The 14,134-nt window shown below is 73.3% G+C and carries 19 protein-coding genes and 1 pseudogene; 14 read left to right on the top strand and 6 right to left on the bottom strand.

All coding sequences use genetic code 11. From position 1 onward, the window contains the following. Positions 1-127: 127 nt before the first annotated feature. From ACYQPG_RS00735 to ACYQPG_RS00720, 4 genes are all read left to right on the top strand, one after another. A complete protein-coding gene (locus tag ACYQPG_RS00735) occupies positions 128-319 on the top strand; it encodes a hypothetical protein (protein WP_147910588.1) in 192 nt (63 codons plus the stop codon). A gap of 642 nt (positions 320-961) precedes the next feature. Then, positions 962-2,152, top strand: coding sequence for a phage portal protein (locus ACYQPG_RS00730; RefSeq protein WP_461229990.1), 1,191 nt, complete (start codon positions 962-964; stop codon positions 2,150-2,152). 264 nt (positions 2,153-2,416) lie between these two features. Next, positions 2,417-2,956, top strand: coding sequence for an HK97 family phage prohead protease (locus ACYQPG_RS00725; RefSeq protein ID WP_461229989.1), 540 nt, complete (start codon positions 2,417-2,419; stop codon positions 2,954-2,956). After that, the gene (locus ACYQPG_RS00720; protein WP_461229988.1) at positions 2,953-4,248 is read left to right on the top strand and encodes a phage major capsid protein; all 1,296 of its coding nucleotides are present in this window, start codon (positions 2,953-2,955) and stop codon (positions 4,246-4,248) included. The genes ACYQPG_RS00725 and ACYQPG_RS00720 overlap by 4 nt, the downstream gene beginning before the upstream one ends. Before the next feature lie 243 nt (positions 4,249-4,491). Here the strand turns inward: ACYQPG_RS00720 and dps are convergent, their stop codons facing one another. From dps to ACYQPG_RS00705, 3 genes are all read right to left on the bottom strand, one after another. Next, complete coding sequence (dps, locus tag ACYQPG_RS00715) at positions 4,492-5,037, bottom strand: DNA starvation/stationary phase protection protein Dps (protein WP_147910800.1); 546 nt, start codon at positions 5,035-5,037, stop codon at positions 4,492-4,494. A gap of 180 nt (positions 5,038-5,217) precedes the next feature. After that, a complete protein-coding gene (locus ACYQPG_RS00710) occupies positions 5,218-6,114 on the bottom strand; it encodes a S1 family peptidase (RefSeq protein WP_461229987.1) in 897 nt (298 codons plus the stop codon). Positions 6,115-6,517: 403 nt separating this feature from the next. Continuing rightward, the gene (locus ACYQPG_RS00705; RefSeq protein WP_461229986.1) at positions 6,518-7,267 is read right to left on the bottom strand and encodes a trypsin-like serine protease; all 750 of its coding nucleotides are present in this window, start codon (positions 7,265-7,267) and stop codon (positions 6,518-6,520) included. A gap of 31 nt (positions 7,268-7,298) precedes the next feature. Between ACYQPG_RS00705 and ACYQPG_RS00700 the strand changes: the two genes are divergently transcribed. The 7 genes and pseudogenes from ACYQPG_RS00700 (at position 7,299) to ACYQPG_RS00670 (ending at position 10,379) form a co-directional block, all read left to right on the top strand. Beyond that, entirely contained in the window at positions 7,299-7,859 is a 561-nt protein-coding gene (locus ACYQPG_RS00700) for a head-tail connector protein (RefSeq protein WP_147910797.1), read from the top strand. 41 nt (positions 7,860-7,900) lie between these two features. Then, on the top strand, positions 7,901-8,254 hold the full coding sequence (locus ACYQPG_RS00695) for a head-tail adaptor protein (RefSeq protein ID WP_461229985.1): 354 nt from the start codon (positions 7,901-7,903) through the stop codon (positions 8,252-8,254). After that, positions 8,251-8,667, top strand: coding sequence for a DUF3168 domain-containing protein (locus tag ACYQPG_RS00690; protein ID WP_147910795.1), 417 nt, complete (start codon positions 8,251-8,253; stop codon positions 8,665-8,667). Before ACYQPG_RS00695 ends, ACYQPG_RS00690 begins: the two co-directional genes overlap by 4 nt. Positions 8,668-8,727: 60 nt before the next feature. Further along, positions 8,728-9,138 carry a phage major tail protein, TP901-1 family gene (locus ACYQPG_RS00685; protein WP_147910794.1) on the top strand — a complete coding sequence of 137 codons (411 nt, stop codon included), beginning with the start codon at positions 8,728-8,730 and terminating at the stop codon, positions 9,136-9,138. Positions 9,139-9,141: 3 nt separating this feature from the next. Beyond that, on the top strand, positions 9,142-9,474 hold the full coding sequence (locus tag ACYQPG_RS00680) for a gene transfer agent family protein (protein WP_461229984.1): 333 nt from the start codon (positions 9,142-9,144) through the stop codon (positions 9,472-9,474). Between the two features lie 59 nt (positions 9,475-9,533). Continuing rightward, a pseudogene (locus ACYQPG_RS00675) lies at positions 9,534-9,701 on the top strand (phage tail assembly chaperone); the annotation flags it as partial. Between the two features lie 102 nt (positions 9,702-9,803). After that, positions 9,804-10,379 (top strand): phage tail tape measure protein, encoded by a 576-nt coding sequence (locus ACYQPG_RS00670; protein ID WP_461229983.1) that lies wholly within the window; start codon positions 9,804-9,806, stop codon positions 10,377-10,379. A 7-nt stretch (positions 10,380-10,386) separates the two neighbouring features. Here the strand turns inward: ACYQPG_RS00670 and ACYQPG_RS00665 are convergent, their stop codons facing one another. Continuing rightward, positions 10,387-11,295, bottom strand: a complete 909-nt coding sequence (locus ACYQPG_RS00665; RefSeq protein ID WP_461229982.1) for a TauD/TfdA dioxygenase family protein — start codon at positions 11,293-11,295, stop codon at positions 10,387-10,389. A gap of 271 nt (positions 11,296-11,566) precedes the next feature. On the opposite strand from ACYQPG_RS00665, the gene ACYQPG_RS00660 reads away from it, so the two are divergent. Genes ACYQPG_RS00660 through ACYQPG_RS00650 form a run of 3 tightly spaced genes read left to right on the top strand, consistent with a single transcriptional unit; the run spans position 11,567 to position 13,617 of the window. Further along, positions 11,567-12,208, top strand: coding sequence for a phage distal tail protein, Rcc01695 family (locus ACYQPG_RS00660; RefSeq protein ID WP_461229981.1), 642 nt, complete (start codon positions 11,567-11,569; stop codon positions 12,206-12,208). Between the two features lie 9 nt (positions 12,209-12,217). After that, complete coding sequence (locus tag ACYQPG_RS00655) at positions 12,218-13,093, top strand: DUF2163 domain-containing protein (protein ID WP_461229980.1); 876 nt, start codon at positions 12,218-12,220, stop codon at positions 13,091-13,093. Then, positions 13,090-13,617 carry an NlpC/P60 family protein gene (locus ACYQPG_RS00650; protein WP_461229979.1) on the top strand — a complete coding sequence of 176 codons (528 nt, stop codon included), beginning with the start codon at positions 13,090-13,092 and terminating at the stop codon, positions 13,615-13,617. Before ACYQPG_RS00655 ends, ACYQPG_RS00650 begins: the two co-directional genes overlap by 4 nt. Here the strand turns inward: ACYQPG_RS00650 and ACYQPG_RS00645 are convergent. Both ACYQPG_RS00645 and ACYQPG_RS00640 read right to left on the bottom strand, forming a co-directional pair. Then, positions 13,548-13,832, bottom strand: a complete 285-nt coding sequence (locus ACYQPG_RS00645) for an addiction module antidote protein (protein ID WP_419830891.1) — start codon at positions 13,830-13,832, stop codon at positions 13,548-13,550. The two genes, ACYQPG_RS00650 and ACYQPG_RS00645, sit on opposite strands and share 70 nt — an antisense overlap. Continuing rightward, positions 13,832-14,086: a type II toxin-antitoxin system RelE/ParE family toxin gene (locus tag ACYQPG_RS00640; protein WP_419831102.1), complete on the bottom strand. Its 255-nt coding sequence runs from the start codon at positions 14,084-14,086 to the stop codon at positions 13,832-13,834. The genes ACYQPG_RS00645 and ACYQPG_RS00640 overlap by 1 nt, the downstream gene beginning before the upstream one ends. Between the last annotated feature and the right edge of the window lie 48 nt (positions 14,087-14,134).

Genomic DNA, 14,134 nt, shown 5'->3' with positions numbered 1-14,134 from the left:
GCTGCATCCTTAAATTGCATACACGCAGGGCGACTGCTATAAACCCGTGTACATCGGAGGATGGCCCGTGAACTCGGATGTTAATCCTGAGAGCTGTCTGTCCGACGGAGCCCATCGGCGCCTCCGGATGATCGCTGAGACCCTCGGCTGCCCGGTGGGCGATTTCTACGGTGTGGCGACGGTCCGCCCCGACCTGAGCGCGACGGTCGAGCTGCTGCGCCTGTGGAACGCGATCGCGAGCGAGACCGATCGGGCCGCGGTTCTGCGCTGCGCCCGAGAGGCCGCCAACGTCGTCAGCCGCGAAGTCGAGGCCGTCTGATCGGCGTCGCGGCGTTCGGTTTTCGTTTGGCCTCATCCGGAATCCGGCGGCGACCTCTCGGGACGATGTCCGAGCCCGGCGTGCCCCGATCTCGAATACCCTGCCTTCTGACGCGGTAAGTCGCCCGATCGGCGGATCTTTGCCCTGCATCCTGCGGCGCACACGCAGCCGCCGCGAAGGTTGGGCCGACATCGCTCTCAACATCAGGCTCGCGATACCCGCCGCTTCCACAGGGGCGGAGGCGCGTCGCGCCCGTTCCCGCACTGCCTAAGCGCGTCGGCTGCCGATGCGGCGCTGCGAAGCCTCGACGCGGGGTTGGGATGGCCCGCGCGTGCAGGGCGCCGGATCCAAGCCGTGCTGTCGAAGCGCGCACAAAACAATACGGCGCGCTTCTGCGGGAAGCGCGCCGGGAGTCGGTTCGTGGTCTCTGGAACGAACTGCATCCTGAATACACGACTTCGCCCATCCAGGCTGTAGCGGCGTCGCCACGGTGCCGGTTCGGGTGCGGTGTATTCGCCGCAGCCGCCGTGATGCCCGAGGGCGCTGGCCGAGACCATCCGAAGCCTCCCGGTCCAGGCCCGGCCCTCCCGGGCCGGCGGACGCTCGGAGGTCGACATCATCATGGCGCAGGAGCGGACCGGCATGGCGACCTTCCTTGATCGGATGACGCGGGTGGCGCGCCGCGCCACCGGGGGCCCTCCGGGGCTGGCCCTCGCCACCAAGGCCGCCCCGGCCTTCGCGCTCTACACCGACGGGCGAGCGAGCTGGACCGCCCGGGACCCGGCGGCGCTGGCAAGGGCCGGCTACCAGCGCAACCCGATCGTGCACCGGGCGGTCCGGCTGGTCGCCGAGGGGGCGGCCAGCCTGCCGCTCATGGCCACCGGACCGGGCGCCGGCCATGCGGCCGATCTCCTGGCGCTGCTCGCCCGGCCGAACCCGCGCGAGAGCGGCACGCGCCTGCTCGAGACCGTCTACGCGGACCTGACGCTCAGCGGCACCGCCTACCTGGAGGCGGTGAGCCTCGACGGGCGGATCGCGGCCCTGCAGAGTCTGCGGCCCGGCCGGATGCGGATGCTGCCGGGTCCCGACGGCTGGCCCGCCGCCTACGTCTACACGGTGGGCGGCAGCAGCCGGCGGTTCGACCTGCCGGCACCCGGCGCGCCCGAGGTGCCCCCGATCCTGGCGCTCAGCCTGTTCCACCCGGACGACGACTATGCCGGCCTCGCCCCGATCGAGGCCGCCGCCACCGCCCTCGACATCCACAACGCCGCGAGCGCCTGGAACAAGGCGCTGCTTGACAACGCGGCCCGGCCTTCGGGTGCGCTGGTCTTCGCCGGCGCGGCGCTCACCGAACCGCAATTCGACCGGCTGAAGGCCGAGCTGGAGGCGAATTACCAGGGGGCCGCCAATGCCGGCCGGCCGCTGCTCCTGGAGGGCGGCCTGGACTGGAAGCCCCTGGCGCTGTCGCCCCGGGACATGGACTTCGTCGAGGCCAAGAACGCCGCCGCCCGGGAGATCGCCCTGGCGTTCGGGGTACCGCCCCTGCTGCTCGGCCTGCCCGGCGACAGCACCCACGCCAACTACGCCGAGGCCAACCGGGCGCTCTACCGCCAGACCCTGATCCCGCTCGCAGCCCGCACCGCCCAGGCGCTGGCCGGCTGGCTGGAGCCGGCCTTCGGACCGATGGACCTGGAACCCGACCTCGACCGGATCGAGGCTCTGTCGGGCGAGCGGGAATCCCTGTGGCGCCGGGTCGAGGCGGCCGGGTTCCTGTCGGACTCCGAGAAGCGCGAGGCGGTGGGCTACCCGCCGGAGCCGGAGGCGGGCGGGTGAAGGGCGCGCCGCCTGCCAGACCCGCGCGCTCTCCCTCCCCCCTCTGCGGGGGAGGGTGGCCCCCGAAGGGGGTCGGGAGAGGGGAGCGACGGTGCAGGATTGATGCGGCGGCCTTCACACCGGCTCCGCATTGTCCTGAATCCGGGCTCCCCTCTCCCGACCCTCGCTGACGCGAGGCCCACCCTCCCCCGCAGAGGGGGGAGGGGACGCGCCTGGGGTTGGCCTTGGCCCCAATCCCAAAAGAACCAACCGAGGATCCTGCCGATGGATGGCCATTTCTCCGGCTACGCCAGCGTGTTCGGCGTGCCCGATCTCGGCCGCGACGTGGTGGTGCCGGGCGCGTTCGCGACCAGCCTGGCCCGGCGCGGGGCAGCGGGGGTGAGGCTGCTGTTCCAGCACGATCCGGCCGAGCCGATCGGGCGCTGGCTGTCGCTCCGGGAGGATGCCCGCGGCCTGTTCGCCGAGGGGCAGCTCAACCTCGCGGTGCAGCGCGCCCGGGAGATCGACGCCCTGATGCGCGGCGGCGGCCTCGACGGGCTGTCGATTGGCTTCCGCACCCTGCTGTCCCGCAAGGGCCCGGCCGGCGAGCGCCGGCTGCAGCGGGTCGACCTCTGGGAGATCTCCCTGGTGACCTTCCCGCTGCAGCCGCAGGCCCGGGCGAGCCCGGATCACACCCCGTCGGCCGAGGAGATCCGCGGCCTCGCCCGGAAGATCGCTCCCAACCCCGCCGCCTGCCGCGCCCCTTGCCCGCGCCCGGCGGCCCGGTCCCGCTTCACCCACCCCAGCCACGAGGTCGTTCGATGATGTCTCACACCACCGCGCTGTCGAGCCCCGCCCCGGAGACCAAGGCCGCGCTGCCCGGCCTGGAGAACAAGGCCGGCCGCCCCGGGGCCGAACCGGTCCAGCCGGCGCTGGACGAACTCGCCACCGCCTTCGAGGCGTTCAAGGAGACCAACGAGACCCGCATCGCCCAGATCGAGGGCCGGCTCGGCACCGACGTGCTCACCGAGGAGAAGCTCGCCCGGATCGACGCGGCGCTGGACGCCGCCCGCACCCGGCTCGAGCGGATCGGCCTCGACCGCGCCCGGCCGGCGCTCGGCCAGCCGGGACCCCGGGAGGATGGGGCCGCGCAGGAGCACAAGGCGGCCTTCGACCTCTACGTCCGGGCCGGCGAGAGCGCGGGGCTCAAGCGTCTGGAGGCCAAGGCCCTGTCGGCCGGCTCGGGGCCGGACGGCGGCTATCTCGTGCCGCAGACCATCGAGCGGACCGTGCTCGCGCGCCTCGCGCAGGTCTCGCCGATCCGGTCCATCGCCAGCGTGCAGCAGATCTCGGGCGCCCAGTACAAGCGCGCCGCCGCGGTCGGCGCCCCGGTGACCGGCTGGGTCGCCGAGACCGCGCCGCGCCCCGGCACCGACGGGCCGGTCCTGTCCGAGATCGCGTTCCCGGCCATGGAGCTCTACGCCATGCCGGCCGCGACCCAGACGCTGCTGGACGATGCCGTGGTCGATCTCGACGCGTGGCTCTCCGCCGAGGTCGAGATGGCGTTCGCGGAGCAGGAGGGGGTGGCCTTCGTCACCGGCAACGGCGCCAGCCGCCCGCGCGGCTTCCTGAGCTACGACACCGTGCCCAACACCGCCTGGGTGCCGGGCAAGCTCGGCGTCGTCGCCACCGGGGCGGCCGGGGCGTTCCCGTCGACCAACCCGTCCGACGTGCTGTTCGACCTGGTCTACGCCCTGCGTGCGGGCTACCGCCAGAATGCCGGCTTCGTGATGAACCGGCGGACCCAGAGCGCGATCCGCAAGTTCAAGGATGCGCAGGGCAACTACCTCTGGCACCCGCCGCTCACGGCCGCCCAATCCGCGACGCTGATCGGCTTCCCCGTGACGGAGGCGGAGGCGATGCCGGAGATCGCGGCGGGCAGCCTGTTGGTGGCGTTCGGCGACTTCCGCCGGGGCTACCTGGTGGTGGACCGCACCGGCCTGCGGGTGCTGCGCGACCCGTACTCGGCCAAGCCCTACGTGCTGTTCTACACCACCAAGCGCGTCGGCGGCGGGGTGCAGGATTTCGATGCGATCAAGGTTCTGAAGTTTGGGTAAGCCTTGGCGTGGCTGACAGGCGCGTCGAACCCTCCCCCCTTTGCGGGGGAGGGTGGCGCCTGCGTCAGCAGGGGGCGGGAGAGGGGAGCGACGCCTCCGGAAAGGGCGCGACGGGCGCGAACTCCTGCACCGTCACGCCGCCCCTCTCCCGACCCGGCCTAACGGCCGGCCCACCCTCCCCCGCAGAGGGGGGAGGGAAGGAGCGTGCCATTACCGAATCCGCTTGGCTCTCGACCGAAGCGCTTACCGCCCCGGGTTGCCGTCGCGAAGGGTGCCGGTCGGCTCCTGGACGTGGGCCTCGAGGAACCAGAGGTGCTTGTCGACCGCCCGCGAGATCTCGGTGAACAGGTCGGACGTGCCGTCATCGCCGGCCTCGTCGGTCTCGTCGATGTTATCGCGCACCGCGTTGGCGTAAGCGGCATAGCTGTCGATCAGCGCGGCCACGTGGTCGGCGATGGCGTAGATCCCGGTCGGGTAGGCCGGCAGCTTGGTCTTCTCGGCGACCGCCTGGGTCGAGCCGAACGCCGTGGCGCCGAGCTGCACCGCGCGCTCCGCGACCTTGTCGTTGAAGTCGTCGAGCTCGGTACGGAAGCCATCCAGCATCTCGTGGATACCGATGAACTGCGGGCCCTTGAGATTCCAGTGCGCCTGCTTGATCGCCAGGGCGAGGTCGATGCCGTCCGCCAGCCGGGCGTTCAGCGCCTCGACCGAGACCTGCTTGGCGTTCGAATCGGTGTTGTTACGGGTCTTGTGCGAGCGAACGGTGTCGCCTTTGCCGGTCTCAGCCATCAAATCTGCTCCGTGACTTTGCGTGCGGGCCTCCGCGCAGATGCCGATACGGCCGCGGGTCCTCATCGAACGCGATTGCGTTGCACAAACGCGACGGCGCGCCCGGTGTTCCGAGCGGCGCCGACACGTCCGGGCGCGCGGTCTCGTCCCGACGGCCGATGACGGGCCCGGGGACGAGGCTCAGCGGCGCCGGCCGGGCTTGGCCATCCAGTCGGAGCGGTTGCCGCGGGGCAGGGCCTCGCCGACCGGGATCCGCGACAGTTCGGCCGACCGGGTGGCGATCCAGCCGGTATGCTCCGCCACCGGCGTCACCGCGGTGAAGCCGCCGCAGGCGGTCCGGCGCGCGCCCTGCTGCAGGGCGCCGCTCGACCAGCTGACCACGCCGACGATCCGGTAGCCGCCGGGGCCGCCGACCAGGATCGGGCCGCCGGAATCGCCCAGGCACGCCCCGGCGCCCGAGGTCTCGGCCATCCGCCGCCGGTCGGTCACCACGGTCACCCGGTTGGCGACCTGCAGCGAGCCGATCGACACGAGGTGCGCCAGCCGCAGGATCCGCGCCGAGTCGCGCCGGTTCTCGGCCACGACGCCGAAGCCGGCGATGTCGACCGGCGCGCCGGTGTCGATCGTGGCGGCCCCGCGCGGATCCAGGGGCACGTAGTCGGCGCCGAGCGGCGCCTCGAGCTTGAGCAGGGCGAGGTCGACGCCCGGCTGGTCCTCCGGGGTCGTGCCGGGCACGAAGTCCGGATGCATGGTCGCGGCGATCACCGGGGTGCGCTGCTGGCGGAAGCCGCGGTCCACGCTGATGATGGTGTAGCCGGCCGGGCGCATCACGCAGTGGGCGGCGGTGAGCACGAGGTCCTGAGCGATCAGCGTGCCCGAGCAGATCTCGCCCTCGGTGCTCTCGATCCGCACCGCGAAGGTCCGGGCGCCGTTGGGGTCGCGGGTGGTGGTGCCGTTGATCACCGCGGATGCGGGCGCCGGCATCAATCCGGCCACGGCGCCCAGCAGGGCGCTGCCGAGCCCCAGGCCGAACAGACGCTCACGGGGGCCGGCCTTGCGCATCGGGCGACGGAACATCGGGCACTCCGGGGGCGCTCGCGGCGCAAGGTGGGACGCCGCGGCCAGAGGCGCGGCGCCGAGGGAGCCTAGAGCAAGGCAATGAACCGGCCAAGCTGCGGTTCCGGATCGGTAGTCAATGAGATGGGCGAACACTTTGATCGGCCACTGTTGAGCTTCGATCGCGTGGCCGGTCAGCGGTGGATCTGTCGGCTCACCCCCAACCCCGTCAGTCCGGGGCCGCGCAGCGGAGGCCGGAACCGAGAAGCGCGGGTTCAGCGAGGTCTTGCGGTCCCCGCCTGTGGGTTCCGGGCTCGCCCGCGGCGCCCCGGACCGACGATCTGGGGTTCTCAGCCGTCGTCTCGCACGCACACGGGCAGCGAACCGCAACCCCGCCGCGCGATGGCCCACCACGGGCGGCCCGTCAGCCGCCCCACTGCGCGCTGCGGCCCCATCCCGCCAGCACCCGGTCGATCCAGCCGCGCTGCGGTCCCACCAAAATGCCCTGGGTGAGGCCGCCGCAGGTCCCGCCGACCCAGGCGGCCAGCGCCAGCACGGACCCGTCCGGCGCGGTGATCGGGCCGCCGGAATCGCCCTGGCAGCCCCCACCGGCCGCACCCTTCAGCCAGACCAGGATGCGGCTCGGCCCGTGCGGCTCGATCACCGGCAAGCCGACGCTGCGGTAGGTTCCGGTCGAGCGCGGGTCGCCGGCCCTGGCGGCGCCGTAGCCCGACAGGGTCAGGCGTTCGCCGGCCCGGGGTAGCGCGGCGCCCAGGGTCACCGGGGCGAAGCGCGCTGGCAGCGGCGTCGCGGTGCGCAGGAGCGCGAGGTCGATGGACCGCCGGCGGCCCGAGGCGCCGCCGGCATCGTAGCCCGGATGGATCGCCCGGCCCGCCACCTCGACCAGGACCGGCGCCCCGGCCTCGTCGCGAAAATGGATCCGATGCTCCTGCCCGGCGGCGGCGCAATGGGCGGCGGTCAGCACCGTGTCGGGGGCGAGTACCACGCCGGTGCAGACGCCGCCCTTCGACGACAGGACCATCACGGCCCCGCCGGCCTGCGCCTCGGCGCCGCCGACGATCGCGCGGGCCGGACCGGCCGCCAGCGACAGGGCCGCAGCCAGGACGGTGGCCGGGACGGTGAGGGCCGCCCGGCGGCGCTTCGGAACCGGCATTCGGAACAATGACCTGTGAGGGGGCAACGCGATGATCCCGATACGCGCCGACGGGGCCGTGGTCGAGCCGGTGACCGTCGCCGAGCTGCGGGCCTACCTGCGTTTCGACTCCGACGACGGCGGCACCGAGGACGGGCTGCTCCAGGCCCTGATCACCGCGGTCCGGGCCAGCCTGGAGATCGAGGCCCGCCGCATCCTGGTCCCGGGCCGCTACCGGATCGCCCTCGATTCCTGGCCCGCCAACGGCCGGCTGGCCTTGCCGCTGAGCCCGCTCGTGGCGCTCGTCCGCGCCGGCTTCGCGGACGCGAAGGGCGTCACCGAACTCGCCGCCGGCCTGGTCCGCCTCGGGCCGGAGCCGGTCGAGGCGCCGGGCCTGCTGATCGACGCAAACGTTCCGGACCCGGCTGGTCGGACGATCCTGATCGAGGTCGCGGCCGGGTTCGGGGGCGACGGCCCGCCGCTGCCGGCGCCCCTGCGGCTCGCGATCCTGCGGCTGGCCGCCGCCCGCTACGAGCACCGCGGCGACGAGCCGGATGCCGTCCGCACCGATGCCGCCGACCTCGCCGCGCCGTTCCGGCGGATGCGCCTGTGATCCGCCGCCCTGTCCGCATGCGACCCACTGGAGCAGCCCCGATGGCGCCCAATCCGCACCACCCTGCGCTCGGCGCCCGGCGCCGCCGCTTCGTGCTCGAACGGCCCCTGGAGCAGCCCGACGGGTTCGGGGGCGTGCTGCGCCGCTTCGTGGCCGGCCCGGTCCTGTGGGGCGCGATCACCCCGTCCGGGCTGGCCGACCGCCCGGAGGGCGGCCGGACCGACACGCGTCCCACCTACCGGGTCACCCTGCGCGCCGGGGTCGCCCTCGACCCGACCATGCGGCTCGCCGCCGGCCCGCGCCGCTTCGCGATCCGCGCCGTCGGCGAGCCGGACGCGCGGGGCCGCGACCGCGTCTGCCACGTCGAGGAGCTGGCCCGGGAGAGCGCGTCGTGAGCGACCCCAGCCCGCTCCTGGCCCTGCGCGCCGGCCTGATCGCCCGCTTCTCCGGCGACGCCGCGCTGGCCGCCCTGCTCGGCGGAAAAGTCCGGCTCCACGACGAGCCACCCCGGGGTTCGGTGCCGGTCTACGCCCTGTTCGGCGACGCCGAGAGCGTGGACGATTCCGTGGACGGCGCCGAGCGCCACCGCCACAGCCACGCCATCGCGGTGATCGCCAAGCCCGGCTCGGTCCGCACCGCGCTGGACGCGGCCGCCCGCATGGCCGCGCTCCTCACCGACGCCGCTCTGCCGCTCCAGGGCTGCCGCCTCGTCACCCTGCGGGTCCGGGCGATCAGGGCGAGCCGCGACGCCCGCACCGGCGAGGCCCGCGCCACCCTGACGATCGAGGCCGTCACCGAGACCCTTTGAGGTGGGCGCGGTGCCTGACACGCACGGCACGTTCGATTGCGATGAGGCAGGAGGGAACCGATGGGCGCACAGAAGGGCAAGGATTTGCTGCTCCGGGCCGGCGACGGCGCGGGCGGCTTTCTGGCGGTGGCGGGCCTGCGCACCCGGCAGATCACCCTCAACGCGGAGACCGTGGACGTCACCAACGCGGACTCCACCGGCCGCTGGCGCGAGCTGCTGGCCGGGGCCGGCGTGCGCCGGGCCGCGATCGCCGGCGCCGGGGTGTTCCGCGATCAGGCCTCGGACCTGCGCCTGCGGCTGATCTTCTTCGAGGGCGCGATCGAGACCTTCCAGGTGGTCGTGCCGGCCTTCGGGACCCTGGAGGGCCCGTTCCAGATCGCGAGCCTCGAATACCGGGGCGACCATGCCGGCGAGGTCACCTTCGACATCAGCCTCGACTCGGCGGGCGTGCTCGCCTTCACGGCGGCTTGAGCCATGGCCAACCGGATCCGCGGCGAGGTGCCGCTCCAGCTCGCCGGCCATCGCTACACCCTGTGCCTGACCCTCGGCGCGCTGGCCGAACTGGAGGGCGCGCTCAAGGCCGGCGACCTCGTCGGCCTGGCCGAACGCTTCGATGGCGGCCGGGTCTCGGCCCGGGATCTGATCGCCCTGCTGGGCGCGGCCCTGCGGGGCGGCGGCCACGCCCTCGACGACGACGCGGTGGCACGCCTGCCGCTCGCCGGTGGGCTTGAGGCCGTCTCCACCGCCCTGGGCGAGGTTCTCGCCGCCGCGTTCGGGGAGGCGCCGGGCCCCGCAAACCCTCGGTAGGGCCGGCGCCCGACGGTTATGCGTCGGCGCCGGCTCGAGCCACGGCCTTTCCCTGGGACGACGCCCTCACCCTCGGCCTCGGGGCGCTCGGCTGGAATCCCGCCGCCTTCTGGGCGGCCACGCCCCGCGAGTTCGCCGCCGCGCTCGGCCGCCGCCGCGGCCCGGAGCCTCTGAGCCGCGACGGGTTCGAGCGCCTGCTCGCCGCCTATCCGGATCCGGGCCCGTGAACGGAGCCGGGGCTCCACCCCTGACCCGGCCAAAGGGCTGAGCCCTTTGGGATCCCGGGTGTTGGCACCACGCTGACCCCGACCAACCAGGAGGGCCGCCCGATGAGCGACGCCGATCCCGATTCGCAGGATGCCGCCCGGATCAAGCAACTCGAGACCTTGGACCAGCTCGCCAAGAATTTCGGGCGCAGCCTGGATTCGGCGCTCACCCGCGGGGCCGCCTCGGGGCGCAGCCTCGACGGCGTGCTCGGCACGATCGGCAGCAAGCTCGCCGGCGCGGCGGCCCGGGCGGCCGCCGGCCCGATCCGCTCCGGCATCTCCGGCCTGGTCAACGCCGTGCTCGGGGCGGGCGCCGGCAGCGAGACCGGCTTCGCCCGGGGCGGGGTGTTCCGGGGCGGACAGGTCCAGCCCTTCGTGGCCGGCGGGGTGGTGGCCGCGCCGACCTACTTTCCGATGGCCAACGGCACCGGCCTGATGGGCGAGGCCGGGCCCGAGGCGATCCTGCCGCTGAACCGCGGCCCGGACGGCCGCCTCGGCGTCGCCGCGGGCGGCGCAGCCCGGCCGGTCTCCGTCACGGTCAACATCGCCACCCCCGACCCCGGCGCCTTCCGCCGCTCGGAGGCGCAGGTGACGGCGAGCCTCGCCCGCGCGGTCGCGCGGGGGCAGCGGGCGACGTGACCGCCCCTCACGCCGCCTTGCTGGCCGCCGCCTCGCGGGGGCGGCTGCGGCGTCCGTCGACGCTCACCGCGGGGGCGCCTTCGAGGGTCACGCGGCGGACCACCCGGGGCTGGTCGCCGTAATCGTCCACCGCGCGGTGCACTGTGGCCCGGTTGTCCCAGATCGCCACGTCGCCCAACCGCCAGGACCAGCGCACCGTGTTCTCCGGACGGGTCGCGTGGTCGTGGAAAATCGCCAGCAGGTGCTGCGAATCCGAGGTCGTGAGCCCGAGGATGCGCTGGATGAAGTGCCCGACGATCAGCGAGCGTTCGCCGGTCTCCGGATGGACGTGCACCAGCGGGTGCTCGGCCTCGTGGACGGTCCGGGTGAACACCTCGTCGTGCCGGCGACGGCCGGCCTCGGTGACGTTCACCCGCCCGCCGACGTAGTCGTAGACGTTGGAATGCAGCGCCCAGAGCCGATCGGCCAGCGCGCGAAGCGGCTCGGGCAGGTCCGTGTAGGCCGCCGCCGTGTTGGCCCAGAGGGTGTCGCCGCCATAGGCCGGCAGGGTCACGGCGCGCAGGATCGAGATCGCCGGATAGGCCGGCACGAAGGTCACGTCGGTGTGCCAGGAACTCGCCCGCTCGCCCCGGCTGGCGTCGAGGTCGAGGATTCCCGCGGTCCCGGGGAGCGACGGCACGGTCGGGTGCGGGACGAGCTCGCCCAGGCGCCGTCCGAACGCCTCCTGGCCGGATTCGTCGAGGCTCTGGTCGCGGAAGAACACCACCTTGTGGGTGAGCAGCGCCTGGCGGATCGCCGCCACCGTCCCGGCATCGAGGTCGCCCGAGAGCGCGACGCCGCGGATCTCCGCGCCGATGCAGCCGGCGACCCGGCGGATGTCGAGATTGGGGTGCAGGGACTGCAGGACGGCACTCATCGGAAAACTCCTTCGGTCGGTGACGGCCCGTACTGATCGCGCAAGAGTTTCGAAGCCTTTTCGAGCATCGAGATCTTCGGCGGATCGTGGCGCGTCTTCCATGATCTTTGACCGGTGTGTGCCGATTGTCGATGAACGGCGTTTTCGAAGTTCCGGCGTTTTCCGAAAGACTTTTCCCGGCCGCCGGCTGCCGGCAGGGGGGGCCTTCTCCCGTCGCCCGACCGGGATCGGGTCTTCGCCGGATCGGGCTCCAACACGGGATCATCGCGCCATGGCCGACGCCTTCCACGAGGTGCTGTTTCCCCTCGACGTGTCGCTGCGCGGCAGCGGCGGGCCGCAGCGGCTCACCGAGATCGTCACGCTGGCCTCGGGGCGGGAGCACCGCAACGGCCGCTGGGCCGATTCCCGGCGCCGCTACGATGCCGGGTTCGGGGTGCGCGGGCTCGACGCGCTCCATGCGGTGCTGGCGTTCTTCGAGGAGCGGCGCGGAAGGCTGTACGGCTTCCGCTACCGCGACCGGGTCGATTTCCGCTCCGGGCCGCCCGGGCGGGCGATCGGCCCCCTCGACCAGCCGCTCGGCGCCGGCGACGGCGCCACGGCGACGTTCGCGCTGACCAAGTCCTACGGGTCCGGCTTCGCGCCCTACCGCCGGCGCATCGCCAAGCCGGTCGCCGGCAGCGTCCGGGTCGCCCTGGCCGGCCGGGAGGTCGGCGCCGACGCCTTCGCGTGCGACCCGGCCACCGGGCTCGTCACCTTCGCGGGCGGGCACGTCCCGGCCAAGGGCGCCGCCGTCACGGCGGGCTTCGCCTGCGACGTGCCGGTCCGGTTCGACACCGACGACCTCACCATCGACCTTGCGGCCTTCACGGCCGGCGAGATCCCCAAGGTGCCGCTGGTCGAGATCGTGCCGTGAGGGACAACGATGCGTGCCATCCCCGATGCCTTCGCGGCCCATCTCGCGGGCGGCGTGACCACCCTGTGCCGGTGCTGGACCCTGCGCCGGCGCGACGGGGCCGCCCTCGGCTTCACCGACCATGACCGCGACCTGACCCTCTCGGGCCTGGTCCACGAGGCCCGGACCGGGCTGGACGCGGCCGAGGCCAGCGCCGAATCCGGCTTCGCGGTCTCCGGGGGCGACGTGGCCGGGGCGCTGAGCGCACTCGGGCTCACCGAGGCCGACATCGCGGGCGGACTCTACGACGGCGCGTCGGTGGAGACCTGGCTGGCCGACTGGACCGCCCCCGAGACGCGCCTGCTGCTCGATGTCGGCACGATCGGCGAGGTGCGCCGGGAGGGCGACGCCTTCGTGGCCGAGCTGCGCGGCCTCGCCCACCGGCTCGATGCCGAGCGCGGCCGGACCTTCCGGGCCACCTGCGGGGCCGATCTCGGCGATGCCCGCTGCCGGGTCGATCTCGCCGCCTGGCGCACCGCCGGCTGGGTCACCGGCCTGCCCGAACCCGCGACCCTCGCGGTGGCCCTGGCCGGCAACTTCGCGGACGGGCTGTTCACCGGCGGAACGCTCACCTGGACGGCCGGCGCCAATACCGGCCTCAAGGCCGATGTGCGGCTCCAGCTCGACGCGCTCCTCGAATTGTGGACCGCGCCGCCCCGGCCGGTGGCGGCGGGGGATGCGTTCAGCCTCACCGCCGGCTGCGACAAGCGGCTGGCCACCTGCCGGGACCGCTTCGCCAACGCGATCAACTTCCAGGGCTTCCCGCACATGCACGGCAACGACGCGGTGATGCGTGCGGTGCCGGGCTCGGAGCCCGTCCTCGACGGCAGGAGCCTGTTCCGATGAGCGCAATGCGGCGGGACATGGGCGTGGCCGCCCTCGGCGAGGCGCGGCTATGGCTCGGCACGCCCTACCGGCACCAGGCCTCCCTGCGCGGGGTCGGCTGCGACTGCCTGGGCCTGCTGCGCGGGGTCTGGCGCGGGCTCTACGGCGCCGACGAGCCGGAACCGGTGCCGCCCTATGCCGCCACCTGGGCCGAATCCGCCGCCCCGGGGACCGATCCCCTCACCGAGGCGGCAGCGCGCCACCTCGTGCCGGTGCCGTCCGCCGGAGACCCGCCCCGTCCGGGCGACGTGCTGCTCTTCGCCTTCCGCCGCCACCTCCCGGCCCGCCACTGCGCCATCGCCACCGGCGACGGTGCCATGATCCACGCCCACGACAACGCCACGGTCGCCGAGGTCGCGCTGACGGCGTGGTGGCGCCGGCACCTGACCGGGGTGTTCCGCTTTCCGCAGGCCCCTTACGAGGCGCCGGTCGCCACGGTCAGCTTGACGCCGAGCGCGTCCATGACTTTGCGCACAGTCTCGTAGCGCAGCTTCGAGCCCGGGGTCAGCGCCTTGTACAGGCTTTCCCGCCCCAGGCCGGCCTCCCGGGCGATCTGGCTCATGCCGCGCGCCTTGGCGACATCACCGAGCGCCGCGACGAACAGCTCGGGATCGGGATCCTCAAGCGCGGCCGCGAGATATTCGGCGATCGCTTCCTCGCTGTCGAGGAACTCCGAGGCGTCGAAAGGCGTGAAGGACATCAGGTGATACCGTAGAGATGTTTGGCCAGGGCCTTGGCTTTCTGAATATCTCGATCCTGACTGGACTTGTCGCCGCCGTTCAGAAGCAGGTAGGTCACCTCGCCCCGCCGAACGTAGTAGAGGCGATATCCTGGGCCGTACGAGATTCGCATTTCGAAGACGCCTTCACCGACCGGTTTGACGTCACCGAAATTACCGAAGCCCGCAGCTCGGATCCGAGCGACGATACGCGCCTTCGCGCGGTGATCCCGCAGGTCGGTGAGCTACGGACGAAAGCTATCGGACAGCAGAATCGTAGCCAC

This window comes from Methylobacterium sp. CM6246 (genome assembly GCF_054818005.1).
The sequence above is the reverse complement of the archived record's forward strand: the minus strand, read 5'-3'. Positions and strand labels throughout refer to the sequence as shown.

Excerpts from the sequence above, each read along its gene's own strand:
- ACYQPG_RS00735 (WP_147910588.1), top strand. The coding sequence starts at position 128 with ATGATCGCTGAGACCCTCGGCTGCCCGGTGGGCGATTTCTACGGTGTG.
- ACYQPG_RS00730 (WP_461229990.1), top strand. The coding sequence starts at position 962 with ATGGCGACCTTCCTTGATCGGATGACGCGGGTGGCGCGCCGCGCCACC.
- ACYQPG_RS00725 (WP_461229989.1), top strand. The coding sequence starts at position 2,417 with ATGGATGGCCATTTCTCCGGCTACGCCAGCGTGTTCGGCGTGCCCGAT.
- ACYQPG_RS00720 (WP_461229988.1), top strand. The coding sequence starts at position 2,953 with ATGATGTCTCACACCACCGCGCTGTCGAGCCCCGCCCCGGAGACCAAG.
- dps (WP_147910800.1), bottom strand. The coding sequence starts at position 5,037 with ATGGCTGAGACCGGCAAAGGCGACACCGTTCGCTCGCACAAGACCCGT.
- ACYQPG_RS00710 (WP_461229987.1), bottom strand. The coding sequence starts at position 6,114 with ATGTTCCGTCGCCCGATGCGCAAGGCCGGCCCCCGTGAGCGTCTGTTC.
- ACYQPG_RS00705 (WP_461229986.1), bottom strand. The coding sequence starts at position 7,267 with ATGCCGGTTCCGAAGCGCCGCCGGGCGGCCCTCACCGTCCCGGCCACC.
- ACYQPG_RS00700 (WP_147910797.1), top strand. The coding sequence starts at position 7,299 with ATGATCCCGATACGCGCCGACGGGGCCGTGGTCGAGCCGGTGACCGTC.
- ACYQPG_RS00695 (WP_461229985.1), top strand. The coding sequence starts at position 7,901 with ATGGCGCCCAATCCGCACCACCCTGCGCTCGGCGCCCGGCGCCGCCGC.
- ACYQPG_RS00685 (WP_147910794.1), top strand. The coding sequence starts at position 8,728 with ATGGGCGCACAGAAGGGCAAGGATTTGCTGCTCCGGGCCGGCGACGGC.
- ACYQPG_RS00680 (WP_461229984.1), top strand. The coding sequence starts at position 9,142 with ATGGCCAACCGGATCCGCGGCGAGGTGCCGCTCCAGCTCGCCGGCCAT.
- ACYQPG_RS00670 (WP_461229983.1), top strand. The coding sequence starts at position 9,804 with ATGAGCGACGCCGATCCCGATTCGCAGGATGCCGCCCGGATCAAGCAA.
- ACYQPG_RS00665 (WP_461229982.1), bottom strand. The coding sequence starts at position 11,295 with ATGAGTGCCGTCCTGCAGTCCCTGCACCCCAATCTCGACATCCGCCGG.
- ACYQPG_RS00660 (WP_461229981.1), top strand. The coding sequence starts at position 11,567 with ATGGCCGACGCCTTCCACGAGGTGCTGTTTCCCCTCGACGTGTCGCTG.
- ACYQPG_RS00655 (WP_461229980.1), top strand. The coding sequence starts at position 12,218 with ATGCGTGCCATCCCCGATGCCTTCGCGGCCCATCTCGCGGGCGGCGTG.
- ACYQPG_RS00650 (WP_461229979.1), top strand. The coding sequence starts at position 13,090 with ATGAGCGCAATGCGGCGGGACATGGGCGTGGCCGCCCTCGGCGAGGCG.
- ACYQPG_RS00645 (WP_419830891.1), bottom strand. The coding sequence starts at position 13,832 with ATGTCCTTCACGCCTTTCGACGCCTCGGAGTTCCTCGACAGCGAGGAA.